The organism is Nonomuraea dietziae (genome assembly GCF_014195505.1).
GTDB lineage: Bacteria > Actinomycetota > Actinomycetes > Streptosporangiales > Streptosporangiaceae > Nonomuraea > Nonomuraea roseola.
Map to the genome: position 1 here is coordinate 2,762,919 of NZ_JACIBV010000001.1, position 24,136 is coordinate 2,787,054.

Here is a 24,136-nt window from a genome sequence, read left to right on the forward strand (position 1 = left end):
CCATGTCCCCTCATGGATCGGTTGGAGCGCATTCGCGGGTCTCTGCTCGGCGGCGCGATCGGCGACGCCCTCGGCGCGCCGATCGAGTTCGACTCGATCAGGGAGATCCGCAAGCACCACGGCCCGGACGGCGTCACCGGCTACGTGCCCGACTGGCGGGGCAGGGTCGGCTTGGTCACCGACGACACGCAGATGACGCTGTTCACGGTCGAGGGCCTGGTCGGCGGCGGTGACGTGGAGTCGGTACGGCAGGCCTACCTGCGCTGGCTCGACACCCAGGACCACTCCGCTCCCCCGCCGCCCGACCGGCCGTGGCGTACGGGATCGCTGCGCGAGCAGGGGTGGCTCTACTCCAGGCGGGCGCCGGGCAACGCCTGTCTGTCGGGGCTGCGCCAGCCCTTCCCCGGCCCTGCCCCGATGGGCGAGCCAGGCCCGGTCAACCCCGGTTCCAAGGGCTGCGGCACGGTCATGAGGTCGGCGCCCTTCGGGCTGGTGGCCGAGCCCGCGGCCGCGTTCAGGCTGGCCGCGGAGTGCGCGCAGATCACCCATGGGCATCCGACCGGCTACCTGGCCGCGGGGGCGTTCGCGGCGATCACGGCCTGCCTGGTGGAGGGAGCGCCGCTGGCCGAGGCCGTACGGCGCGCTCTCGACCTGCTGCCGGGCGGCGACGAGACCAGCATCGCGCTGCTGGCGGCCTCGCGGGCCCCTGACGAACGCACCCCTGAGGCGGTCGAACGGCTGGGCGGGGCGTGGGTGGCGGAGGAGGCCCTGGCCATCGCCGTCCACTGCGCGCTGGCCGAGCCCGATCCAGCCAGGGCGCTGCTGCTGGCCGTCAACCACTCGGGCGACAGCGACTCCACGGGCGCGATCTGCGGCAACCTGCTCGGCGCCGCGCACGGCACGGCCGCGCTGCCCGCCGAGTGGCTGCGGCCGCTCGAAGGACGCGAGACGATCGAGGAGCTCAGCCTTTCACTGAGCCGCGCAGCACACCCGAGATGACCCAGCGCTGGGCGAAGACGTAGACGATCAGCACGGGCGCCAGAGCCATCAGGTAGGAGGCGAACGCGACGGTGTAGTCGGTGTTGAACTGCGACTGGAAGACGTACTGCACCAGCGGCAGCGTCTGCGCCTCCGACAGCACCACCAGCGGCAGCAGGAAGTCGTTCCACGCCCACAGGAAGGTGAGGATGCCGACCGTGGCGTTCATCGGGGCGAGCAGCGGGAAGATCACCCGCCAGAACACCGTCCAGGTGCCCGCGCCGTCCACGCGCGCCGCCTCCTCCAGCGACACGGGGATCGAGCGGATGTAGCCGACGTAGAGGAAGATGTTGAACGCCAGGCCGTAGACGACGTACAGCAGGATGAGCCCCGCCTGGTTGTCCAGGCCCAGCATCGAGGTCTGCTTGACCACCGGCAGCATGATGATCGGGAACGGCACGAACAGCGCGGAGACGAAGTAGTAGTACAGCCCCTTGAACAGGCGGCGCTCCATGTTGCGGGCGATGGCGTAGGCGACGAGAGAGTTGGTCAGCAGGGTGAGCAGCACGGCGGAGACCGTGATGAGGGCGCTGGTCAGCGCGGCGCGCGGATAGCCGGTCAGCTCCCAGGCGGTGGCGAAGTTGCTCCAGCGGATCTCGCTCGGTAAGGCGAGACCCGAGCCCGTCAGCTGGTCGGGCGACTTGAGCGCGGTGACGACGGTGAAGTAGAGCGGGACCAGCACGGTCAGCGAGCAGGCGGCCAGCAGTCCGGTGAGCCACCAGTTGACGCGGGTCACAGCTGTTCCCTCCGTTGCAGGATCCTGAGCTGGAAGATCGAGACCAGCACGATGACGACGAAGTAGACGATGGCGTTGGCGGTCTGGTAGGCGTACTCCCCGCCCTGGAATCCGCCGGTGTAGATGAGCAGCGACACCGAGGTGGTCGCGGTGCCGGGGCCGCCGTTGGTGAGGGCCACGATGTGGTCGAAGACCTGAAGGAAGTTCTTCAGCGACAGCACCATGTTGACGGTGAAGAACGGCGCGATCAGCGGGAAGACCACCGAACGGAAGCGCCGCCACGAGCCCGCCCCGTCGATCCGCGCGGCCTCGTGCAGATCCTCGGGGATGGTCTGCAGCCCGGCCAGATAGATGATGATGTTGAAGGCCACGGCCTGCCACACCGCGACGACCACGACGCCGATCCACGCCAGCTCGCCGAGCAGCACGGGCACGTAGTTGGAGAACAGGTAGTTGAAGATGTAGCCGACGATCAGGATGGCCAGCACGTTCGGGATGAAGAAGATGCCGCGCAGCGCGGTCCTGAACCTGATGCGCGCGCTCAGCCCCACGGCGATCGCCAGGGCGATCACGTTGGTGAGGATCGTCGCGACGACGGCGAACTGGAAGGTGAACAGGTAGGCGTCGAGGATCCTGTCGTCCTTGAAGAGGTTGACGTAGTTGCGCAGGCCGACGAAGGCGTGCTCGCCGTAGCCCGGGGAGTCGGTGAGGCTGTAGTAGACGCCCTGCAGCACCGGCACGGTGTGGAAGACGAAGAAGAGCACGAAGGCGGGCAGCACCATCCAGTAGAAGGCCCTGCTCATGACCTGCGCTCCATGACCTTGTCCCACTCGCTGTCGAGCTCGGCGAGGAAGGCGCGCGAGTCCCCGTCGATGAGGAAGCGCTGCAGCAGCCGCTCCAGCTGGACGGCCAGCGGGATGTGGTGGTCGGGGAAGCCGGCCAGGCGGCCCCGCTCGAAGTAGGGCAGCACCTCCCGAAGGACCGGCGAGCCGGCCTGTCTCAGCGGAGGGATGGCCACCTGTTCCTCGGCGTAGGCCTTCATCACCTCGGGCCGCATCAGGTACTCCACGAACGCCATCGCCTCCTTCGGATGCCGCGGCTCGCGCGCCATCGTCACCGCGACGTCCACCCCCGACACCAGCCGCTGATCCTGTACGGCGGGCAGCGCGAACGTGCCGAGCTCGAAGGCGGGCTCCAGGCCCTTGATGGCCGGGATCGCCCAGCTGCCCTGCAGGTACATCGCGGCCCTGCCCTCGGCGAAGGCGCGGTTGCCCTCGTCGTAGCCGCGTGAGAGGCGGTCGGGCTGGCCGTGGGAGTAGAGCTCCTTGAGCTTCTCCGTCACCTGCGGGTAGGCGCTCAGGAAGGTGGCCAGGCCCGCCCTGCGCCTGGCGAAGAAGTCGGCGGGCGCGAGGTTGGCGGCCAGGGCGTTGAAGGTGGGCAGCGCGGTCCAGGCGTCCTTCAAGGTGAGGTAGAACGGCGTCACCCCCGCCGCCCTGAACGTCCTGGCGGCCGCGATGAGCTCCGCCCAGCTGCGGGGCGGCTCGACGCGGTGCCTGGCGAAGAGGTCCTTGTTGTAGATCACGACGTTGGCGTTGGAGGCGAAGGGCAGCCCGTTCACCTCTCCGCGCCCGAAGGTGCCCAGGTCGTTGAGGATCTTCTGCACCGGCGGGTTGACCACCTGGGCGACCCTGTCGCGGCTGAAGTCGTGGAAGACGCCCGCCGCGGCCAGCTCGCCGAAGACGCCTGCCCCGTTGAGCGTCAGCACGTCGGGCACGTCCTGCCTGACCAGGCGGGTCCTGAGGGCGGTCTCGGCGTTGGGCACGTGGCGCTGGACCACCCTGACGCCGGGGTGCTCGCGCTCGAACTCCTCGATGATGCGGTCGAAGGTCTTGACGGCCTCGGGCTTGAACTGGAAGAAGTCCAGCGTGACGGCGGAGCCTGGATCCTGGCCGCACGAGGACGCGAACAGGGCGGCGGCCACCAGAAGGGCGATGCTGCGGGCCATGGCGACTCCTTGGGGGGTGGGCCTGCCACTGCCCAGCGCGCACGGGTTCTATCCCGCCGGCCGCGCTTTCACGGCCGCGGCCCCGCGCGCCGGGAGGCCGCCCTGACGGCCTCCCGGCGCGTGGCGCCCTCAGAGGTCGCGCTCCTGCTGGTCCAGGATGGCCAGGGCGACCGACACCGCGGTGCTCGCGTCGCCCGCCTCGATCGCCGCCAGCAACTCGTCGTGCGAGGTGTCCGAGCCGAGCACCACCCGCTCCATGCAGTGGTCCTTGCGCACGCTGTCCCGCAGCACCTCGCTCATGCTGCGGTAGAGGTCGCCGAGCACGGGATTGTGCGCCGCCTCCGCCACCAGCAGATGGAAGTCCACGTCGGCGTCGGCGAAGGCGTCCACGTCCACCGACCGCCCCGCCGAGACCCTCCGCTCGAGCGCCTCCCTCATCCGTTCGAGGTCCTCGGGCGTGCGCTTGGTCGCGGCCAGGCGCGCCGCCACGAGGTCGAGTCCGCGCCGCACGTCGATGATGTCCATGGCCGCCGCCCTGTCGAGCCGACGCCGCAGCGCCACCTGCGACTCGTCGCTGGCGGTCACGTAGGTGCCGTCACCCTGCCTGGTCGTCAGCAGCCCCGCGTGCACGAGCACCCGTACGGCCTCGCGCACCGACAGCCTGCTCACGCCCAGCGAAGCGGCCAGCTGGCTCTCTGACGGGATCTTGCTTCCCACCGGCCACGCCCCGCTCACGATCTCCTGGCGCAGCTCGCCGATCGCGGCGTCGACGAGCGAGATCCGGCCCACGTTCCGCATTCATCCTCTTCTCTAAACATCTGATGTCTGATTATTCTAGTCCGGAGTTCTCCTCAGATTAAGGGGATCACCTCCCATGGACTCCGTGCTGTTCACCAATATCCGCCCACACGACCTGCTGGTCGTCGACGGCCGCATCGCCGACCCCTCGACGAGGCCGGAGAACACCGTGATCGTCGACGGCGGCGGCGCGCTCGCGCTGCCCGCCCCCGTCGACGCCCACATCCACCCCGACAAGACGACGTGGGGCCACACCTGGCTCAGCCGTACGCCCGCCTCGACCCTGCGAGAGCTGATCGAGGGCGAGGTGAAGGCGCGGGCGGGCATGACGGCCTCCGTGGCCGAGCGGGCGGGGGCGCTGATGGACAGCGCCGTCGCCAGGGGCACCCGGGCCTGGCGCGCCCACGTGGACGTGGCCCCCGAGTACGGCCTGGCCAACGTGCACGGCGTGCGGGAGGCCGCCGAGGCCCGCAGGCACCTGCTCGACGTGCAGATCGTCGCCTTCCCCCAGCTGGGCCTGCTCACCCGCCCAGGAACCGCCGAGCTGATGGAGCGTTCCCTCGGCGAGGGCGCCGACGTCATCGGCGGCCTCGACCCGCTCGGCATCGACGGCGACCTGCACGGCCACCTCGACGTGCTGTTCGGCCTCGCCGAGCGGACCGGCGCACCGCTCGACATCCACCTGCACGACGGCGGCGAGCAGGGCCTCGCACAGGTGAGGGAGATCGCCCGCCGCGCCACGGGCACGCGCGTGACGATCAGCCACGCCTTCTGCCTGGCCGAGGCGCGCGAGCTCGACGACCTGCTGGCCGAGTCGAACGTGGCGCTGACCACCTGCGCGCTCGGCGCCGACCCCGTGCTGCCCGTCGGCCCGCTCACCGCGGCGGGCGTGCTGCTGGCCGCCGGCTCCGACGGCGTGCGCGACCCGTGGACGCCGTTCGGCGACGGCGACATGATCGCGCGGGCGCACCTGCTCGCCTACCGCACCGACGCCAGGACCGACGAGGAGCTGGCCGCGTGCTACGCGGTCGCGGCGCACGGGGGCGCCGCGCTCCTCGGCCTCGAACGGGTCGATCTCAAGGCCGGGGACCCGGCCGACTTCGTGCTGGTGCCCGCCGCCTCGCTCGCCGAGGCCGTCGTGGACCGGCCCGCCCCTCTGCTCGTCGTCCGAGGCGGGGCCGTGATCGCCCGCGAAGGACGCCTTCTCGAAAGGTCCCCCCGATGATCCGTCGTGCCGTACCCCTCGCAGGGCTGGCCCTCGCCCTCGCCGCCTGCGGCGCGGGGCCCCAGACCCAGCAGGCCCCCGCCTCCGCCGCGCCGGTCGCCCTCGACCTGAAGACCTCCACCGCCGCGGCGGCCAAGGGTCTGGACAAGGTCACCTGGAACCTGCCCTACGAGCCGCAGACGCTCGACCCGATCAGGTCGTTCAACTACGCGGAGAACACCGCGCTGGCCAACATGTGCGAGAGCCTGCTGCGCCTCACCCCCGACTTCACCATCGAGCCGGGCCTCGCCGAGAAGGCCGACAACCCGACGCCCACGACGTGGGTCTACACCATCCGCGAGGGCGTGACGTTCTGGGACGGCAAGCCGCTGACCGCCCAGGACGTCGCCGCCAGCCTGAAGCGGCACCTCGATCCGGCGCTCGGCACCTGGTGGAGCGACTACTTCTCCACCGTCGAGAAGGTCGAGGCGACCGGGCCGATGCAGGTCACGGTCACCCTGAAGCAGGCCGACGTGCTGTTCAACCAGGCGATGGCGACGGCGGCGGGTGCGATCGTGTCCAAGGAGTACGCCGCCAAGAAGGACCTCGGCTCCCCCACGGGCGGCCTGATGTGCACCGGCCCCTTCGAGTTCGGCGCGTGGAAGTCGGGCGACTCGCTGTCGATCGTCCGCAACGACGCCTACTGGGACAAGGCGCTGACCGCCAAGTCCAAGGAGATCGTCTTCCGCTTCATCGCCGACGAGACGACCGCGGTCAACGCGCTGCGCTCGGGCGAGGTGGACGGGCAGTACTTCTACCTGCCGCCCGCGGGCCTGGCCCAGCTGCGGGAGTCGACGACGGGTTCGGTCACGCTGGGCAAGTCGCTGACGTTCTGGACACTGCTCAGCGCCGCCAAGGACGGCCCCTACGCCGACCCGAAGGTACGGCAGGCGCTCTCGCTCGCCCTCGACAGGGCGGCCATCTCCAAGGTCGTCTTCCAGGGCACCGCCGCCCCGCAGCGCACGCTGGCCGGCGCGGAGTACTGGGGCTACGAGCGGGCCACCTTCGAGAAGGCCTACCAGGCGCTCCCACAGGAGACGCAGGACCTGGCCAAGGCCAAGCAGCTGCTCACCGAGGCGGGCTCGCCCACCGAGCCGATCACGATCGCCATCCAGGGCAGCGCGGCCACCCACGAGCAGACCGCCAACCTCATCAAGGCCACAGGTGAGGCGCTCGGCCTGAAGATCGACATCAAGGTCGTCCCCGTCGAGCAGTACGGCAACCTCTACTCCGACCCGAAGGCGCGCGAGGGCGTCGACGCCTTCTTCTCCACCTGGTACGGCAACGTGCCCGACCCGCTCGACATCTACACGGTCTTCCAGGCGGGCGGCCGCACCAACTTCAACGGCTACCCCGCGGTCGACGCCGACATCAAGAAGGCCCGCGCCGAGGCCGACCCCGCCGCCAGGGCCGCCCTCGTCACCGGCATCCAGGACAAGGTCACCCGCGACGTGGCCTGGATGCCGCTGAACAACCTGCCTGTCATCCTCTACATGAGCGACCGCGTCACCGGCGCCGTGCCGTCCTTCCCCTACCTGTACTACCCGTGGGCCGTGGGGCTGGGCGCGAAGTGAGCTTCCTGCTGAAGCGGCTGGCGGGCCTGGCCGTGGTGCTGCTGGTGGCCTCCTTCCTGGTCTACGGCCTGCTGTACCTGGTGCCCGGCGGCCCGATGGCCTTCCTGCTCGGCAACAGGAGCGGCACGCCCGAGCAGGTCGCCGCCATCAGGGCGCAGTACCGCCTGGACGACCCGTTCCTGCTGCGCTACCTCTCGTGGCTGGGTGACGCGCTGACCGGTGACTTCGGCAGCTCGCTGGTCTACCGGCAGGAGGTGGCCGCGCTCATCGGCTCGAGGGTGGCGACCACCGTCCTGCTGGTCGGCTACGCGACCGTGCTGATCTCGGCGGGCGGCATCGCCATGGGCCTGCTGGCCGGGCTGCGCGGCGGCAGGCTGGACACCGCGATCGGGGTGCTGTCCTCGCTGTTCCTGGCCACGCCGCCGTTCGTGGTCGGGGTGCTGCTGGCGATCGTGTTCTCGGTGGGGCTCGGCTGGTTCCCCGTCTTCGGACCTGGCGAGGGCCTGCTCGACAGGCTCTACCACCTGACGCTGCCCGCGATCACGCTGAGCCTGGCCAGCGCCGCGTTCCTGGCCCGCATCACCCGCGCCTCGGTGCGGGAGGAGCTGAACCGCGAGCACGTGGAGACCGCCCGCGCCCGCGGCTTCGGCGAGCGCCACATCGTCCGCCGCCACGTGCTGCGCAACGCCTCGATCCCGGTGGTCACGGTCACCGGGCTCAACATCGCGGGACTGATCGCGGGCTCCGTCGTGGTGGAGAACATCTTCGCCCTCGACGGCCTCGGCTCGCTGTTCGTCCGGGCGATCCTCCAGCGCGACTTCGCCATCGTCCAGGCCGTGGTGCTCGTGCTGGTGACCGCGTTCGTCCTGATCAACCTTCTGGTGGACCTGTGCTACTCAGCTCTCGATCCGCGCCTGTCGCGGTGAGCCGCCTGGGCGGTCTCGGCACGGCGGCAGCCGCGCTGCTGGCCGTCGTGGCGGTGACCACGCTGGCCGCTCCGCTGCTGGCGCCCTACGACCCCGACTTCCCCGACCTGCTCAGCGCTTTGGCGGGCAGCTCCTCCTCGCATCCGCTCGGGGCCGACGCGCTCGGCCGCGACGTGCTGTCCAGGCTCATGTACGGCGCGCGGACCACGCTGCTCGGCCCCGCGCTCGTCATCTGCGTCTCCAGCGTGGTGGGCACCGCGCTGGCGATCACCGCGGCGTGGGCGGGCGGCCGCGTGGACGCCGTCATCTCGCGCGTGCTCGACGTGCTGTTCGCGGTGCCCGGCATCGTGTTCGCCCTGATCACCGTGGCGGTGCTCGGTCCCGGCATCCCCGGCGTGGTGGCGGGGCTGGCCGTGGCGTACACGCCGTACGTGGCGCGGGTGGTGCGCTCGGCGGCGCTGCGGGAGCGCAGCCTGCCGTACGTGGCCGCCGCGTGGGTGCAGGGCCGCTCGGCCTTCGCCATCTGCGTGCGGCATCTGCTGCCCAACCTGCGGCCGATCATCGTCGCGCAGTCGGTCTCGGCGCTCGGGTTCGCGGTGATCGACGTGGCCGCGATCTCCTTCCTCGGGCTCGGCGTGCAGCCGCCCGCCGCCGACTGGGGGCTGATGGTCAAGAGCGGGTTCGACAGCGCCATGCGCGGCCAGCCGCTGGAGGCGATCTCCGCAGGGGTGCTCATCGCCCTGGTCGTCGCGTCGGTGAGCGTGCTCGGCGACCGTCTGGGGAGGACCGTATGAGCCTGCTGACGATCTCCGGCCTCGCGCTCGCCGTCCCTTCGGCGGGCGAGTGGCGGACGCTGGTCGAGGAGGTCGACCTGACGATCGGCGCCGGCGAGGCCGTGGGCCTGGTCGGGGAGTCGGGGTCGGGCAAGTCGATGACGGCTCGCGCGGTGCTGGGGCTGACGCCTCCGGGCGCGCGGGTCAGCGGCAGCATCGTCTTCGACGGCGCCGAGGTCACCTCGCTGGGCGCCAAGGAGCTGCGCGCGCTCAGGGCCAGGCGCATCGGCATGATCTTCCAGGACCCGAGGGCGCACATCAATCCAGTGCGCAGCGTGGGCGACTTCCTGACCGAGGCCATGGTGGCCAACCTGGGCCTGCCCGCCCGCGAGGCCGCCGCCAGGGCCGTACGGCTGCTGGCGGAGGTGGGCATCGGCGACGGGGCGCGGCGGCTGCGGCAGTACCCGCACGAGCTGTCCGGCGGGCTGCTGCAGCGGGTGATGATCGCCTCTGTGCTCGCGCTCGAACCTGACCTGATCCTGGCCGACGAGCCGACGACCGCCCTCGACGTGACCACGCAGTCGGAGGTCATGGCGATCCTCGACGAGCTGCGGCGCGAGCGCGGCATGGCGATGCTGCTGATCACGCACGACCTGGAGCTGGCGGCGGCGACGTGCGACAGGCTCGCGGTGATGTACGCGGGCAGGATCGTCGAGGCGCGGGAGGCGGGCTCGCTCACCGCCGCGCCCCTGCACCCCTACACCAGCGGTCTGCTCCTGTCGCGCCCCCGGCTGGAGGAGACCGTCCACCGCCTGCTGGTCATCCCCGGAAGGCCGGTGGCCGCCTTCGAGGCCGACCCTGGCTGCGCCTTCGCCCCGCGCTGCGCGCACGCGCTGGCCGCGTGCGGTGAGGCGCGGCCGGTCTTCGACGGCACCGTCGCCTGCACCCGCTCGGCCGAGCTGACCCTCCAGGGGGAGTCATGACCGTCATCCAGGCCGAACGGCTGCGCAAGGTCTACGGCGAGGCCGTGGCGGTGGAGGAGGTGTCGTTCACCGTCGAGGAGGGCGAGTCCCTGGCGATCGTGGGCGAGTCCGGTTCGGGCAAGACCACGGTGGCCAGGATGCTGCTCGGCCTGGAGACCCCCACGAGCGGGACGATCACCGTCTGCGGCCGCCCGCGTGCGGCGGGCAGGGTCTCCTCCAAGGAGCGGCGCAGGCGTGCCAGGGAGATCCAGATCGTCTTCCAGGATCCCTACTCCTCCCTGGACAAGCTGCAGCGGATCGGCGACGTGATCGCCACCAGCCTGTCGCTGCACTTCACCCTCACCCCCGCCGAGCTGCGCAGGCGCACACTCGAACTGCTGGAGTCGGTCGGTCTGGCCGAGCGGCACGCCGCCATGCTGCCCAAGCAGCTGTCGGGCGGGCAGCGGCAGCGGGTGGCCATCGCCCGCGCGATCGCCGTCGAGCCGCGCGTGCTGGTGCTCGACGAGGCGGTGGCCGCGCTCGACGTCTCGATCCAGGCGCAGATCCTCAACCTGCTGGCCGACCTGCGCGCGCCGGGCGGCATGAGCTACGTCTTCATCTCGCACGACCTGGCCGTCGTCAACCAGATCAGCGACAGCGCCATCGTCATGCACAGGGGCGCGGTCGTGGAGCGGGGTCCCACCGCGGACCTGCTGCGCGAACCTCAGGAGGACTACACCAGAGCCCTCCTGGCCGCGGTCCCCAGGCCAGGCTGGAAACCATCTCGGAGAGGCACGTGAGCACCACTGTTGTCAGGGCGTCGTACGTCATCGGCTTCGACGGCGCCGACCACGTCGTCCACCGCGACGGCTGCGTCGTCTACGCGGGCGACTCGATCGTCCATGTCGGGTCCTCCTACGACGGGCCCGCCGACGAGGTGATCGACGCGGGCGAGGCGATCGTCGGGCCCGGCTTCATCGACCTCGACGCGCTGTCCGACATCGACCACGCCCTCATCGACACCTGGCATGCCTCCTCCGACGGGCTGACCTGGTCGGCCGAGTACGCCGCCGGGCGCAGGGCCGCCGTCTTCCCGCTGGAGGAGACGCTGTTCATGCGGGAGTACGCGCTCACCCAGCTGATCCGCAACGGCATCACCACCGCGATGCCGATCGCGGCCGAGACACACAGCGCGTGGGCGGAGTCGTACGAGGAGTTCGCCGGCGTCGCCGAGATCGCCGGACGGCTCGGCCTGCGCATGTACCTCGGCCCCAGCTACCGCTCAGGCGTGCCGGTGGTCAGGGACGGCGCTCGCGACGTGCACTGGGAGCCCGAGCTCGGAGAGAAGGGGCTGGCCGAGGCGGTCAGGTTCGTCCGCGACTTCGACGGCGCCTACGACGGCAGGCTGCGCGGCGCGCTGCTGCCGTGCAGGATCGAGACCGTCACCCTTGACCTGATGCGCGCCACCGCGCGCGCCGCCGAGGAACTCGACTGCCTGGTGCGCCTGCACTGCATGCAGGGGCTGTCCGAGCTGCGGCTGCTGCGGGAGTGGTACGGCAGGCACCCGCTCGACGTGCTGGAGTCGGTGGGACTGCTCGGCCCCAGGCTGCTCATCCCGCACGCCCTCTACCTCGGCGCGCCCGAGACGCCTTTCGAGGGCTCGCCCGACCGGCTCGCCGCGCTGGCCGGCATCGTGCACTGCCCGCTGACCACCGTCAGGTACGGCGACGCGCTCCAGGACTTCGACCGCTACCGGGCGGCGGGGGTGAACGTGGCGCTGGGCACCGACTCCTTCCCGCCCGACATGATCCGCAACATGGACTACGGCAACAACCTGGCCAAGCTCGTCACCGGGCGGCTGGAGGCCGGCTCGGCCGCCGACTACTACCGTGCCGCCACGCTGTCGGGCGCCCGGGCGCTCGGCCGCGACGACCTGGGAAGGCTGGCGCCGGGAGCGAAGGCGGACCTGGTCGTGGTGGACCTGTCGGGCCCGCGCACCGGCCCGGTCGACGACCCGATCAGAACCCTGCTGATGAACTGCTCGGGCGCCGACGTGACGACCGTGGTGATCGACGGCAGGGTCGTGATGCGCGACGGGGTGATCCCCGGCGTGGACGAGAAGGCTTTCATGGCGCGGGCCCAGGCGTACTTCACCGAGATGAAGGCCGCCTACTCGACGCGCGACCACCTGCACAGGCCGGTGGAGGAGCTGTTCCCTCCGTCATTTCGGCCGGCGTGAGGGTTTCGGTCCGAAACCCGGTGGACCGGTGATCCGTCAGCCTATGATCTTGCCCGTTGTCACGCGGTATGTCATGACATATCGCTACATGAAGGGCACGATGAGTATGCGCCTACGCGCGATCACCCTGTTATTGGTCCTCCTGGGAAGCACCGCCGCGGCGGTCACCCCCGCTGTCGCGGAGGCGGAGAAGACCGTCTCCTTCGCCTCCGCCGAGGACAGCTACGTCAGCCAGGCAGGGCCGGGAAAGACGCACCACACCGTCACCTGGTTGTCGGTCTGCACCACCCCGTGCGATGGCGCCGCCGCCTCCGAGCGCGGCGCCTTCGTCCGCTTCGACGTCAAGGACGTGCCGGCCAACGCCGTCAACGTCACGATGACCCTCGACGTGCAGTCGGTCAGGACCACCGACACCACACTGGAGGTGCGCCCGGTCAAGGGCGAGTGGACCGCCGACTCGCTCACGTTCGACAACCGCCCCGCCCTGGGGGAGGTCATCACCACTCACAAGGGCCTGACAGCGGGCGGCACGGCCAAGCTCGACGTGTCGTCGGCCTTCACCGGCAACGGCGCCTACGACTTCGCCCTCACCTCCCCCTCGGGCGCCCACGGCGTGCTGCACTCCTCGCGCGCCACCTCGGGCCAGGGCCCCAAGCTGACGATCGGCTACGACACCGAGGCGGCCACCCCGGCGCCCACCGGCCCGCTGCCCTTCGCCATGCCCTCGACCGCCACCCTGCGGGCCTCCGAGCGCAAGGTCTTCGCGCACTACTTCACGCCGTACCCGATCTCGCTGAACAACAGGGCGGGCGCCGACGACTACTACACCAAGCACTACCTGACCCCCACGGGCGAGAGCAACAAGCACCTCGCCTACGGCGGCCTGCTGCGCGACCGGCCGATCCCGCGCGGCGTCCTGTCCGGCGACTGGCAGCTGGCCGACATGAAGCAGGAGATCGAGACCGCCGTCGAGGCGGGACTCGACGGCTTCACCGTGGACGTGCTCTCCCTCACCAGCGCCCACTGGGACAGGCTCAACACCCTGATTAAGGCGGCCGACGCCGTCGACCCCGGCTTCAAGATCGTGCTGATGCCCGACATGACCTCGCTGAAGACCGACGCGGCCACGCTGGCCGCCGCCATGGCCAAGCTCGCCACGGCCAAGTCGGTCTACCGCCTGCCGGACCGGCGCCTGGTGATCTCCCCGTTCAAGGCGGAGGGCCAGTCGGCCGCCTGGTGGACGAACTTCATGAAGATCATGAAGGACACCCACGGCATCACGGTCGCCTTCGTCCCCGTCTTCCTGAACTTCCCCTCCAACGCCGCGGCCTTCGCGCCGATCAGCTACGGCTTCTCCAACTGGGGCAACCGCAGCCCGGCGGGGCAGAGCGGCATCGCCTCGAACATCGCCAAGGCGCACGAGCTGAAGAAGATCTGGATGCAGCCGGTCTCCGTCCAGGACGAGCGTCCCAACCAGGGCATCTACGACGAGGCCAACAACACGGAGAACCTGCGCGTCACGTGGGAGAAGTCGATCTCGGGCGGCGCCGACTGGATCCAGCTGACCACCTGGAACGACTTCTCCGAAGGCACCCAGTTCGCGCCCTCGGTGCACAACGGCGGCGCCTACCTGGACATCTCCTCCTACTACCTGACCTGGTGGAAGACCGGCAAGGCGCCGGCGATCACGCGTGACACGCTCTACCTGACGCACCGCACGCAGTTCGCCGCCGCCAGGCCGACGTCGGGCACGCAGACCAAGTTCATGCTCCCGCGCTCGGGCACCAGCGCCCCGCGCGACACGGTGGAGGTGCTGTCCTTCCTCACCCGTGCCGCCACGGTCAAGGCGAGCATCGGCGGGGTCGAGAAGACCTACGCGGGCCAGGCCGGGCTCCAGGCCAAGACCTTCCCCCTGGCGTACGGGACGAACAAGGCGTCGGTGGGCGCCGTGACGGTCACCTCGCCCTGGCAGGTGAAGAAGGACTTCACCGTGCAGGACCTGCAGTACCACGCGGTGAGCAGCGGGAGGAAGTGACCTGATACGGGCGGGTCCCCCGCGGGCCCGCCCGTGTCCGATGGCCGCCGCCAAGCAAAAATGAATACGGTTTTCATTCTGTGTTAGGGTGCGGAGCTCGAATCCCCTTGGCGAAAGACCGGCATGCGCTCCCTTCTCATTCCTCCCGTGATCCTCTCCCTGATCGCCCTGACCGGCTGCTCGGCCATGCCCGGCGCGGCGGACGCCGGAGCCGGCCGCATCGACCTGGTCATGCTCCAGCCGCCCCGCTCCGGCCTGAACCCGCTGAGCGACGACGCGTTCAAGCTGTCGCGCTGGAGCACGGCCGAGACTCTGGTCAACCTCGACGCCGCGGGCGATCCCCAGCCGGCGCTCGCCACCGGCTGGTCCCAGAGCGACCGGCTGACGTGGACATTCACGATCCGAAGGGACGTGAGATTCCATGACGGCACGCCGCTGACCGCCGAGCGCGCGGCGCGTTCCCTGCGCGCCGCCGCCGCTGCCGCGCCCAAGCCCAGAATCCTGGACGGGGTCGAGCTGACGGTGACGGCCGAGGACGACAAGGTGCTCGTGGCCACCGCCACGCCCGACCCGTTGGTGCCGCACCGCCTGTCCAGTCCGCAGCTGGCGATCCTGGCCGAGAAGGCGTACCAGGGACGCACGGTGAACCCCGTCGGCACGGGCACCGGCGCGTTCGTGCTCACCAAGGTGGACGGCACCTCTGGCGCCACTCTCGAACGCAACGAGCGCTACTGGGGTCCCAGGGCCAAGGCCGCCGGCATCGAGGTGCGGTTCGTGCCGGACGGCACGGCCCGCGCCGCCGCGCTGAGGACCGGCGAGGCCGACATCGTCGAGGCCATCCCGGTCTCGCAGGCCGCGCTACTGGACTCCCGGACGATCAGCGAGGTGCCGATGCCGCGCACCAACACCCTCTACCTCAACACCGCGAGAGGCGCGTTCAAGGACCCCGGCCTGCGCGCCGCGGCCCGCGCGGCCATCGACAGCAAGGCCCTGGTGACCGGCGTGTACGAGGGCCGGGCCGACGTCGCCGCCGGTCTGCTCGGTCCCGCCCTGCCGTGGAGCGCGCGGCGTCCGGCCCGCCCCGCCACCGTCGAGCCAGGCCCGGCGAACGGAACGAAGATCACTCTGGCGACCTTCACCGACCGGGCCGAGCTGCCCGAGGTGGCCGCGGTCCTGCGCCAGCAACTGGAGCGGGCCGGATTCGAGGTCGAGCTCGTCGTGCGGGAGTACGCGCACATCGAGGCGGACGCCCTTGAGGGCGCTTTCGACGCCTTCATCCTGTCCCGGGCGACCGTACTGGACTCCGGCGACCCGGTCGCGTACATGGTCAGCGATTTCAGCTGCGAGGGGTCCTTCAACATCGCCCAGCTGTGTGACGAGCGGGTCGACGCCGCGCTCGAGGAAGCCGCCCGCACTCCGGCGGGAGAGAAACGCCGGCGCGCGATCCTGGCGGCGGAAGCCGCGATCCTGAACACCGGCGCGGCGATCCCGATGCTGCACGAGCGCGTTCTGCAGGGAGACGCGAAGGGCGTCACCGGCTCGGTCAAGGACCCGCGCGAACGCCTCCTGATCACCACCGACACGCACGCTCGATGAGCCGCCTGGGTGCATCGCTGAGCAGGTCCGTCGCGATCGCGGGCGCGGTCGCCCTGGTAGGCGCGCTGCCGTGGCTGTCGGGCAGGGATCCCGCGCTGTCGTTGCTGCGGGCCCGCTCGGCCGAGCAGGAACCGACCGCCGAGGCGCTCGCGGCGATCCGGGCCGACCTGGGGCTGGACGCGGGGCCGGTCGCGCATACCTGGCGCTGGCTGTCCGGGTTGCCGCGCGGCGACGCGGGCGTCTCCTGGGTGTCCGGTCGTCCGGTGCTGCCGGGCATCGCGTCCGGGCTCGGTGTGTCGCTCACCCTCATGGCGGCGGCCATGGCGGTCGCGGTGGTGGTGGCCGTCGCGCTGTGCGCGCCGACCGCGCTCAGGGCCGCACGCGGCCATGCCCCTGGCGGACACGGCGCCAGCGCGGCGATGCTCGCCGCTATCCCGGAGTTCCTGCTCGCCACCGTGTCCCTGATCGTGGTCGCCGTCTGGCTGGACTGGCTTCCGCCGTACGGCTGGCAGGAACCACGCCACCTGATCCTTCCCGCGATCGCGCTGGGCGTGCCGGCCGGCGGACTCCTCGCTCACCTGGCCGATGACGCGTTGCGGGGCGCGCTACGCGAACGATGGGTACCCACCTGGCGTGCGGCCGGGTTCCCCGCGAAGACCGTCGCGCGGGCCGCCGCGCGGCGCGCCATGCCCGCCCTGCTTCCCCAACTCGGGCTCGTGGTGGTCGGCCTCACTGGGGGAGCCGTCGCCGTGGAAAAGATCTTCGCCATACCCGGTCTCGGCCGCACCGCCCTCGGCGCGGCCGAAGCGCAGGATCTGCCGGTACTGCAGGCGGCGGTGCTGACCCTCGTCCTGCTGGGCTTCGCCGTGGGAGTCGTGGCCAACCTGCTCAGGCGTGGCCTGCTCGGCGCCGCGCTCACGGGCGCCGCCGCCGCCCGACACCTCGGGCCCACGCGGCCGAGCGCTGCCCGCGCTGCTCGCCGTCGTGCTGCTTGCCGTCATCGGCTGGGGACTCCTGCGCGACCCGGCCGCGCTCGACACCGCCGCGCGGCTCGCCACCCCCTCCGGCGACGCGCCGTTGGGCGCCGACGGCCTGGGCCGCGACGTGCTGGCCCGCGTGGGCCACGGCGCGCTGGCGACCGTGGGGGTCGCCGTCCTGGTGTGCCTGGCCGCTTACCTCGTCGGCCTGGTCGTCGGGCTCCTGCCCTGGCTCACGGCGGGCGCGGCGGAGATGGTCAACGCCCTGCCACCGGTGCTCACCGGACTGGTGGTGGCCGCGTTGTACGGGCCGGGGGTCCTCGGGGCCTCGTTCGCCGTCGGGCTGGTGGCATGGGCCCCGCTCGCCATGCACACCGCGGCGCTGCTGGAGGAGGCCAAGGCGGCACCACACCTGACGGCCCAGCGCGGGCTGGGCTCCTCGGAGCTGCGGATCTTCTGGCGCCACCTGCTGCCGGCGGTCGCGGGCCCGGTCGCCCGCCACGCGGTGCTCCGGCTGCCCGCGATCGCTCTCGCCGTCGCCTCCCTCGGATTTCTCGGTCTGGGCGCCCAGCCGCCGTCCTCGGAGTGGGGACTGATGCTGGCCGAATCGCTCCCCTACGTGGAACGCGCCCCTTGGGCGGTGCTCGCCCCCGCCGCCGCGCTCGCAGCCCTCGCCGCACTCGCGGTCACTGTCGCCGACCGCCGGCAGGTCGCCGGTGACGACAGGCCACGCCGGCCGGAGCCTCGGAGGTCAACGGGAGCTCCTGGAGGAGAACAGGCGCTGCAGGACGATGAAGACGAACAGCAGCAGACCGATGAAGATCTTGGTCCACCACGAGCTGAGCGTGCCCTCGAAGCTGATGATCGTCTGGATCAGGCCCAGCACCAGCACGCCCAGCACGGTCCCGAGCAGCAGCCCCGACCCGCCGGTCAGCAGGGTGCCGCCGATGACGACGGCGGCGATCGCGTCGAGCTCCATGCCGACGGCGTGCAGGCCGTACCCGGAGAGCATGTAGAACGACAGCAGCACCCCGCCCAGCGCCGAGCAGAACCCGCTGATCGTGTAGACGGCGATCTTCGTGCGGCCCACGGGCAGCCCCATGAGCAGCGCCGACTGCTCGCTTCCCCCGGTGGCGTAGACGGCCCTGCCGAGGCGGGTGTAGTGCAGCACGTACGCCGCCACGGCGACCACCACCGCCGCGATGATCACGCTCGGTGAGATCCACATCTCCGCGAACAGGTCGATCCTGGTCTGCGCGAAGGCGGTGAAGGTCGCGTCCTCGATCGGGACGGACTCGGTGCCGATCGTGTAGCACAGGCCCCTGGCCAGGAACATGCCCGCCAGCGTCACGATGAACGGCTGGATGTCGAAGGCGTGGATGATGTAGCCCATCACCAGCCCGAGCCCCGAGCCGATCAGCAGCACCAGCGGGATCACCACGTAAGGCGGCCAGCCTGGGCCCGACATCAGGGTGGCGGCGATCATCGTGGACAGCGCGACCACCGACCCGACCGACAGGTCGATCCCGCCGGTGAGGATGACGAACGTCATCCCGACCGCGACCACCAGCAGGAAGGCGTTGTCGACGAAGACGTTGAGAATCACCTGGCCGCTGGCGAACCCCTCGTAGCGGATCCCGCCCGCCACGAACATCGCCGCGAACAGGCACCCGGTGACCAGCGCGGGCAGGTACCTCTGCCGGGAGGCGAGCGCGCTCATGCCGCCACCTCCTGGGCCCCCGCCGTACGGGCGCGGCGCTTGAAGACCTTCTCGCGGAAGGCCGCGGACTGGAGCAGGCAGACCACCGTCACCACCAGCGCCTTGAACAGCAGCGTGGTCTCCGGCGGCACGCCGATCGAGTAGATCGTCGTGGTGAGCGTCTGGATGATGAGCGCGCCGAGCACCGTCCCCGCCAGTGAGAAGCGCCCGCCGGCCAGCGACGTGCCGCCGATCACGACGGCCAGGATGGCGTCGAGCTCGATCCACAGCCCCGCGTTGTTGCCGTCGGCGCTGGAGACGTTCGAGCTGATCATCAGCCCGGCGACTCCCGCGCACAGCGCCGCGAACGCGTAGACCATCACGATGATCCCGCGCGCCCTGATGCCGGCGAGCCTGCTGGCCTCCGCGTTCCCTCCGACCGCCTCGATCAGCATGCCGAGCGCGAGCCTGCGGGTCAGGAACGCCGTGACGGCCAGGACGGCCAGCACCAGCAGGATGCCGAACGGCACCGTCAGCAGGTAGCCGCCCCCGATGAGCTTGAAGGCGGGGTCGTTGACGGTGATGATCTGCCCGTCGGTGATCAGCTGGGCCAGCCCACGCCCCGCGACCATGAGGATCAGGGTCGCGATGATGGGCTGGATGCCCGCGTTGGCGACCAGGAACCCGTTCCACACGCCCAGCGCGACCGAGAGGCCGAGCGCCAGCACGACGGCGGTGAACACACCGGCGTCCTGGCTGATCTGCAGGCAGGCCAGCGCCCCCGAGATCGCCACCACCGAGCCGACCGACAGGTCGATGCCGCCGGTCGCGATGACCAGCGTCATGCCGAGCGCCACCAGGATCAGCGGAGCGCCGAATCGCAGAATGTCGATCAGGCTCCCGTACAGGTGCCCCTCGCGCACCTGGATCGAGAAGAAGCCCGGTGTGAAGAGCACGTTCACCGCCAGTAGCGCGGCCAGGATCACCAACGGCCAGAGCAGGCGTCGCATCAGGGCCGCCCTCCGCTCGCGATCGTCTCCATGAGCACCTCCGTGGTCAGTTCCTCGTCGTTGGGCAGCTGGGCGACGAGCCTGCGGTCGCGCAGCACGCCCACCTTGTGGCTGAGGCGCAGCACCTCCTCCAGCTCGGCGGAGATGAACAGCACCGCCATCCCGCCGTCGGACAGCTCCACCACCAGCCGCTGGATCTCGGCCTTGGCCCCGACGTCGATGCCGCGCGTGGGCTCGTCGAGGATGAGCAGTCTGGGCTCGAGGATCAGCCACCTGGCCAGCAGTACCTTCTGCTGGTTGCCGCCGCTGAGGTTGCGCACCAGGTGCTCGGGATGGGGCGGGCTGATCTTCAACGCCTTGATGTACTTCCCGACCAGCGCGTCCTGCTGCTCGCGCGGCACCGGCCTGGTCCACCCCCTGGTGGCCTGGAGTGCGAGGATGATGTTCTCCCTGACCGTGAGATCGGGAACGAGCCCGTCCGCCTTCCTGTCCTCCGAGCAGAAGGCGATCCCGTGGCCCATCGCCGCGCGCGGCGTGCGCAGCGCGGCCGGCGTCCCGCCGACCGCGATCTCTCCCCCGCCCGCGTGGTCGGCCCCGAAGAGCAACCGCGCCACTTCCGTACGGCCTGAGCCGAGCAGCCCCGCGAGTCCGACGACCTCGCCCTCGTGAATGGTGAGCGTGAAAGGCTCGATCGCTCCCGGACGGCCCAGCTCGCGCGCCTCGACCAGCGGCGCGTCGAACCTCTTCGCCTCGCCGTGCAACCGCTCGAGCTCCTTGAGCTCCTGGCCGATCATCTTGCCGACCAGCTCCACCTGGGACAGCTCGCTGACCAGGTACTCGCCCACCCGCCTGCCGTTGCGCAGGATCGTCATACGATCGGCGATCTCATAGATCTGATCCAGGAAGTGGGACACGAAGAGGATCGCGATGCCCTCGCCCTTGAGCGTCCGCATCACCTTGAACAGCTGCGCCACCTCACCCGCGTCCAGGCTGGAGGTCGGCTCGTCGAGAATCAGCACGCGCGCCTCGATGTCGACGGCGCGGGCGATGGCGACCATCTGCCGCACGGCCAGGGAGTAGGCCTCCAGCGGCGCCGAGACGTCCAGGTCGAGATCGAGCCTGGCGAGCAGTTCGGCGGCCCTGGCGCGCATCCGCTTCCAGTCGATGCGGCCCCTCTTCCTCGGCTCCCTGCCGATGAAGATGTTCTCGGCCACCGAGAGGTTCGTGCAGAGGTTCACCTCCTGGTAGACCGTGCTGATCCCGGCCCGCTGCGCCTCCAGCGGCCCGGTGAAGGCGACGGGGACACCGTCGAGGTCGATGGTGCCGGTGTCGACGGGATGGACCCCGGTGAGCACCTTGATCAGGGTGGACTTCCCCGCGCCGTTCTCCCCCATCAGCGCGTGCACCTCACCGGGCAGCAGCCGGAAGTCGACACCGTCCAGGGCCTTCACCCCGGGGAACTGTTTGCCGATCCCGGTCATGCGCAGGATCGGCTCGGGTACCGCCATCACGACGTCCCTCTCCTTCTTCACGGGGCGCCCCTCCTGGCCGCCCACCCTCTTCACCGCCCACCCGACAAGCGGCCCTTCCTCCACGACCCGCCCGGCCTCCAACCGGAGGATGCGAGCGCCCAGGGAGGGACACCCGGAGCCGGAGAGCCGGCTCCCGGACACTCCGGGCGCCGGCGACCGGAAACTCCGGGGATCGAGGACGCGGCCCGGAGGCCGGAGTGTCCGGGAGCCGCAGGCCCGAGGCGCGCCGAGCTCCGGAGACTCGAGCCTCAAAGCCCGGAGACGCTCCGGGCCCGGATACATCACGCCCGAGGCGCCCCGTGGGGCCGTTCGGTCAGTACTTGCGGTTCGGGAGCGCGGTCTTGGCCTGCTCCTGCGTGAACGTCGTCTCCTCCGTCACCACGCGAGCCGGCACCGTCTCACCCTTGACGACCTTCTTCGCCAGGTCCATCAGCTGCGGGCCGAGCAGCGGCGAGCACTCGACGATGTAGTTGATCTTTCCGTCGGCCAGCGCCTGCATGCCGTCCTTCACCGCGTCCACGGTGATGATCTTGATGTCCTTGCCCGGCACCTTGCCCGCGCCCTCGATGGCCTCGATCGCGCCCAGGCCCATGTCGTCGTTGTGCGCGTACAGCACGTCGATGTCGGGGTTCGACTTCAGGAAGGCCTCCATGACCTCCTTGCCCTTCGCCCTGGTGAAGTCGCCGGTCTGCGAGGCGATGACCTTGAACTTGGGGTCCGCGCCGATCACCTCGGCGAAGCCGGCCTTGCGGTCGTTGGCGGGTGCGGAGCCCGTGGTGCCCTGAAGTTCAACGATATTCACGGGGTCTGTGGAATTGTTGAACGATTCGACGAGCCATTTACCCGCCTTGCGGCCTTCCTCGACGAAGTCGGATCCGAGGAAGGTCTTGTAGAGAGTGGTGTCCTTGGAGTCCACCGCCCTGTCGGTGAGGATCACCGGGATCTTGGCGTCGCGCGCCTCCTTCAGCACGGTGTCCCACCCCGACTCCACCACCGGCGAGAAGGCGATCACGTCCACCTTCTGCTGGATGTAGGAGCGGATGGCCTTGATCTGGTTCTCCTGCTTCTGCTGGGCGTCGGAGAACTTCAGCGTGATGCCGCTCTCCTTCGCCGCCTCCTGGACGGACTTGGTGTTGGCCGTACGCCATCCGCTCTCCGCGCCCACCTGGGAGAAGCCCATGGTGATCGAGCCGTCGTCCGCACCTGACGCGCCGCCGGAGCCTCCTGAACCGCAGGAGGTGAGCGCGGCCGCCGTGAGCCCCGCGAGCACCAGGGCCGAGATCCTCTTCAACACGTTGGGGGGTGTCCTCTCTGATTGTTAGCGCTAACATTCGCGTCTGCGACGTCGCGCCTCGCTCCTGATCCGGTACGACCACCAGGCCGTACCGGTCCTGCCACTTCATCCGGCCGAGCTACGGCGCCAGGCCGTACCTCGCCCTCGCCACCCGACCGGTTCGCGTCACCGGCCAGGCCGTGCCGCACCGGTGCCTCCTGACTGGCACGTGCTGCCAATCAGGCCCTGCTGCACCAGTCGGCCCGTCTCGCCCTACCAACCAGGCTGTACCGCACCGGACCAACCAGGCTGTACCGCGCCGGCGCCGCTGCCTCGTCCTGCGCTACCGGCTACGTCCCACTTTGCTGTCGGCACCTGACCGGTTCGTGCCACCGGCCAGGCCGTACTGCGCTGTTGCCTCCTGACCCGTATGCGCTGCAAGCCAGGCCCTACCGCACCGGCCGGCCCGTCTCGCGCTGCGAGCAAGCCGTGCGTGTCACCGTTTTCTGGCCGGCACGCGCTGCCGGTCAGGTCGTAGCCTGTCGTTGCCTCCTGGCCGGGAGCGCGTCCTAGCCAGACCGTCTCCGTCCTCCCGGCAAGCCGGGTACGGCTACCGCCCCGCCGTACTCGCCCTCGCCACGAAGGAGGGCGACACCACGAGCCTTTCGCGCTCACCCGAGCCCCCGATCTGCCGCAGCAGCACCTCGATGCTCTGCCTGCCGACCGCGTCGAAATCCTGTCTGATGGTCGTGAGCGGCGGGGAGAAGAACTCCGACTCGGGGATGTCGTCGAAACCGACGACGCTCACCTGGTCGGGCACCCTCACCCCCCGCTCGGTGAACGCCCGCAGCACGCCCAACGCCATCTGGTCGTTGGCCACGAACACCGCGGTGACGTCCTTCATGTTCGCCAGGCTGCGCCCGGCCTCGTAGCCCGAGCGCGGGCTCCAGTCCCCGGCGAGCGGTTCGGGTCCGTCACGACCCGCCGCGGCCAGAGCCGCCCGCCATCCGGCCACCCGTCCCTCGGCCTCGAGCCAGTCGGACGGCCCGCGCACGTGCCAGACCGTCTCGTGCCCGAGCGACAGCAGGTGCTCGGTGGCGAGCCTGCCGCCCTCGACCTGGTCGACGCAGACGACGGGGACCCCGCCTGCCTGTCCGCCCTCGACGGCGACGGTCGGGATGCCGCCCGGCAGGTCGGTCAGCGCCGTGGCGGCCGAGCGCTGGGGCGCGACCACGACGATTCCGTCCACACCCTGGTCGGCGAGGTAGTCGAGGGCATCGAGCACCCCTCTCCTGTCGATCGATTTGAGGCTGACGATGCTGACGAAGTATCCGGCCGATCTGGCGGCCTGTTCGATGCCGTAGACCGTGCTGGCGGGGCCGTACAGGGTGGTGTCGAAGCTGACCACACCGAGCGTCCTCGAGTGCTTGGTGACCAGCGCGCGGGCGACGAGGTTGCGGCGGTAGCCGAGCTTGCCGATGGCCGCGAGCACCCTGGCGCGGGTCTCTCCGCGCACGTTGGGGTGGTCGTTGAGCACCCGTGAGACCGTCTGGTGCGACACGCCCGCCTCCTTGGCCACATCGGCCATGACTGGCGGTCGGCGCGCATCGGTCGCTCCCACGGCTTGCTCCTTTCTTGTCTGGGCAAGACTGTGAGCGCTAACACTAGGGAGCGTCAAGGGTCTGCACGATTACGGTCC

20 protein-coding genes and 2 pseudogenes are annotated in these 24,136 nt (G+C 70.5%); 12 read left to right on the plus strand and 10 right to left on the minus strand.

The genetic code is table 11. From position 1 onward, the window contains the following. Positions 1–12 precede the first annotated feature (12 nt). Positions 13–999, plus strand: coding sequence for an ADP-ribosylglycohydrolase family protein (locus FHR33_RS13275; protein ID WP_183646670.1), 987 nt, complete (start codon positions 13–15; stop codon positions 997–999). On the opposite strand, the gene FHR33_RS13280 is transcribed toward FHR33_RS13275, so the two are convergent. The 4 genes from FHR33_RS13280 to FHR33_RS13295 all read right to left on the minus strand — a co-directional run bounded on the left by FHR33_RS13280 (position 962) and on the right by FHR33_RS13295 (position 4,577). Then, entirely contained in the window at positions 962–1,774 is an 813-nt protein-coding gene (locus FHR33_RS13280; RefSeq protein WP_312895513.1) for a carbohydrate ABC transporter permease, read from the minus strand. The two genes, FHR33_RS13275 and FHR33_RS13280, sit on opposite strands and share 38 nt — an antisense overlap. Then, on the minus strand, positions 1,771–2,577 hold the full coding sequence (locus tag FHR33_RS13285) for a carbohydrate ABC transporter permease (RefSeq protein ID WP_183646674.1): 807 nt from the start codon (positions 2,575–2,577) through the stop codon (positions 1,771–1,773). Before FHR33_RS13285 ends, FHR33_RS13280 begins: the two co-directional genes overlap by 4 nt. Then, the gene (locus FHR33_RS13290; RefSeq protein ID WP_183646677.1) at positions 2,574–3,779 is read right to left on the minus strand and encodes an ABC transporter substrate-binding protein; all 1,206 of its coding nucleotides are present in this window, start codon (positions 3,777–3,779) and stop codon (positions 2,574–2,576) included. Before FHR33_RS13290 ends, FHR33_RS13285 begins: the two co-directional genes overlap by 4 nt. 129 nt (positions 3,780–3,908) lie before the next feature. Next, on the minus strand, positions 3,909–4,577 hold the full coding sequence (locus FHR33_RS13295) for a FadR/GntR family transcriptional regulator (protein WP_183646680.1): 669 nt from the start codon (positions 4,575–4,577) through the stop codon (positions 3,909–3,911). Between the two features lie 76 nt (positions 4,578–4,653). Between FHR33_RS13295 and FHR33_RS13300 the strand changes: the two genes are divergently transcribed. From FHR33_RS13300 to FHR33_RS13340, 9 genes are all read left to right on the plus strand, one after another. Further along, a complete protein-coding gene (locus tag FHR33_RS13300; RefSeq protein ID WP_183646683.1) occupies positions 4,654–5,802 on the plus strand; it encodes an amidohydrolase in 1,149 nt (382 codons plus the stop codon). Further along, complete coding sequence (locus FHR33_RS13305; protein WP_183646686.1) at positions 5,799–7,415, plus strand: ABC transporter substrate-binding protein; 1,617 nt, start codon at positions 5,799–5,801, stop codon at positions 7,413–7,415. Before FHR33_RS13300 ends, FHR33_RS13305 begins: the two co-directional genes overlap by 4 nt. Continuing rightward, positions 7,412–8,341: an ABC transporter permease gene (locus FHR33_RS13310; RefSeq protein WP_183646689.1), complete on the plus strand. Its 930-nt coding sequence runs from the start codon at positions 7,412–7,414 to the stop codon at positions 8,339–8,341. Before FHR33_RS13305 ends, FHR33_RS13310 begins: the two co-directional genes overlap by 4 nt. After that, positions 8,338–9,135, plus strand: a complete 798-nt coding sequence (locus FHR33_RS13315) for an ABC transporter permease (RefSeq protein WP_183646691.1) — start codon at positions 8,338–8,340, stop codon at positions 9,133–9,135. The genes FHR33_RS13310 and FHR33_RS13315 overlap by 4 nt, the downstream gene beginning before the upstream one ends. Beyond that, on the plus strand, positions 9,132–10,097 hold the full coding sequence (locus FHR33_RS13320) for an ABC transporter ATP-binding protein (RefSeq protein WP_183646693.1): 966 nt from the start codon (positions 9,132–9,134) through the stop codon (positions 10,095–10,097). Before FHR33_RS13315 ends, FHR33_RS13320 begins: the two co-directional genes overlap by 4 nt. Continuing rightward, positions 10,094–10,876, plus strand: a complete 783-nt coding sequence (locus FHR33_RS13325; protein WP_183646695.1) for an ABC transporter ATP-binding protein — start codon at positions 10,094–10,096, stop codon at positions 10,874–10,876. The genes FHR33_RS13320 and FHR33_RS13325 overlap by 4 nt, the downstream gene beginning before the upstream one ends. After that, positions 10,873–12,315: an amidohydrolase family protein gene (locus tag FHR33_RS13330; protein ID WP_183646697.1), complete on the plus strand. Its 1,443-nt coding sequence runs from the start codon at positions 10,873–10,875 to the stop codon at positions 12,313–12,315. Before FHR33_RS13325 ends, FHR33_RS13330 begins: the two co-directional genes overlap by 4 nt. 73 nt (positions 12,316–12,388) lie before the next feature. After that, positions 12,389–14,350, plus strand: coding sequence for a glycoside hydrolase family 71 protein (locus FHR33_RS13335; RefSeq protein WP_246451812.1), 1,962 nt, complete (start codon positions 12,389–12,391; stop codon positions 14,348–14,350). 147 nt (positions 14,351–14,497) lie between these two features. Further along, entirely contained in the window at positions 14,498–15,946 is a 1,449-nt protein-coding gene (locus FHR33_RS13340) for an ABC transporter substrate-binding protein (RefSeq protein WP_312895514.1), read from the plus strand. Here the strand turns inward: FHR33_RS13340 and FHR33_RS50170 are convergent. Further along, on the minus strand, positions 15,921–16,400 hold the full coding sequence (locus FHR33_RS50170; RefSeq protein WP_246453656.1) for a hypothetical protein: 480 nt from the start codon (positions 16,398–16,400) through the stop codon (positions 15,921–15,923). The two genes, FHR33_RS13340 and FHR33_RS50170, sit on opposite strands and share 26 nt — an antisense overlap. On the opposite strand from FHR33_RS50170, the pseudogene FHR33_RS50175 reads away from it, so the two are divergent. Together FHR33_RS50175 and FHR33_RS50185 are read left to right on the plus strand one after the other, a co-directional pair. Next, a pseudogene (locus FHR33_RS50175) lies at positions 16,366–16,782 on the plus strand (ABC transporter permease subunit); the annotation flags it as partial. The gene FHR33_RS50170 and the pseudogene FHR33_RS50175 sit on opposite strands and share 35 nt — an antisense overlap. Positions 16,783–17,176: 394 nt before the next feature. Next, positions 17,177–17,563: pseudogene (locus FHR33_RS50185) on the plus strand (ABC transporter permease subunit); the annotation flags it as partial. Between the two features lie 111 nt (positions 17,564–17,674). Here FHR33_RS50185 and yjfF read toward each other — a convergent pair. The 5 genes from yjfF to FHR33_RS13370 all read right to left on the minus strand — a co-directional run bounded on the left by yjfF (position 17,675) and on the right by FHR33_RS13370 (position 24,025). Beyond that, entirely contained in the window at positions 17,675–18,643 is a 969-nt protein-coding gene (gene yjfF / locus FHR33_RS13350; RefSeq protein WP_183646702.1) for a galactofuranose ABC transporter, permease protein YjfF, read from the minus strand. Further along, positions 18,640–19,632, minus strand: coding sequence for an ABC transporter permease (locus FHR33_RS13355; protein ID WP_183646705.1), 993 nt, complete (start codon positions 19,630–19,632; stop codon positions 18,640–18,642). Before FHR33_RS13355 ends, yjfF begins: the two co-directional genes overlap by 4 nt. Then, complete coding sequence (locus tag FHR33_RS13360) at positions 19,632–21,164, minus strand: sugar ABC transporter ATP-binding protein (RefSeq protein ID WP_312895515.1); 1,533 nt, start codon at positions 21,162–21,164, stop codon at positions 19,632–19,634. The genes FHR33_RS13355 and FHR33_RS13360 overlap by 1 nt, the downstream gene beginning before the upstream one ends. 313 nt (positions 21,165–21,477) lie before the next feature. Then, complete coding sequence (locus FHR33_RS13365; RefSeq protein ID WP_183646708.1) at positions 21,478–22,458, minus strand: ABC transporter substrate-binding protein; 981 nt, start codon at positions 22,456–22,458, stop codon at positions 21,478–21,480. A 589-nt stretch (positions 22,459–23,047) separates the two neighbouring features. Beyond that, a complete protein-coding gene (locus FHR33_RS13370; RefSeq protein WP_183660059.1) occupies positions 23,048–24,025 on the minus strand; it encodes a LacI family DNA-binding transcriptional regulator in 978 nt (325 codons plus the stop codon). Positions 24,026–24,136: the final 111 nt, after the last annotated feature.

Bases quoted from the DNA above. Each gene is read 5' to 3' on its own strand.
- yjfF (WP_183646702.1), bottom strand. From the start codon at position 18,643: ATGAGCGCGCTCGCCTCCCGGCAGAGGTACCTGCCCGCGCTGGTCACC.
- FHR33_RS13370 (WP_183660059.1), bottom strand. From the start codon at position 24,025: ATGGCCGATGTGGCCAAGGAGGCGGGCGTGTCGCACCAGACGGTCTCA.
- FHR33_RS13320 (WP_183646693.1), top strand. From the start codon at position 9,132: ATGAGCCTGCTGACGATCTCCGGCCTCGCGCTCGCCGTCCCTTCGGCG.
- FHR33_RS13305 (WP_183646686.1), top strand. From the start codon at position 5,799: ATGATCCGTCGTGCCGTACCCCTCGCAGGGCTGGCCCTCGCCCTCGCC.
- FHR33_RS13275 (WP_183646670.1), top strand. From the start codon at position 13: ATGGATCGGTTGGAGCGCATTCGCGGGTCTCTGCTCGGCGGCGCGATC.
- FHR33_RS13300 (WP_183646683.1), top strand. From the start codon at position 4,654: ATGGACTCCGTGCTGTTCACCAATATCCGCCCACACGACCTGCTGGTC.
- FHR33_RS13290 (WP_183646677.1), bottom strand. From the start codon at position 3,779: ATGGCCCGCAGCATCGCCCTTCTGGTGGCCGCCGCCCTGTTCGCGTCC.
- FHR33_RS13335 (WP_246451812.1), top strand. From the start codon at position 12,389: ATGACATATCGCTACATGAAGGGCACGATGAGTATGCGCCTACGCGCG.
- FHR33_RS13325 (WP_183646695.1), top strand. From the start codon at position 10,094: ATGACCGTCATCCAGGCCGAACGGCTGCGCAAGGTCTACGGCGAGGCC.
- FHR33_RS13285 (WP_183646674.1), bottom strand. From the start codon at position 2,577: ATGAGCAGGGCCTTCTACTGGATGGTGCTGCCCGCCTTCGTGCTCTTC.
- FHR33_RS13355 (WP_183646705.1), bottom strand. From the start codon at position 19,632: ATGCGACGCCTGCTCTGGCCGTTGGTGATCCTGGCCGCGCTACTGGCG.
- FHR33_RS13295 (WP_183646680.1), bottom strand. From the start codon at position 4,577: ATGCGGAACGTGGGCCGGATCTCGCTCGTCGACGCCGCGATCGGCGAG.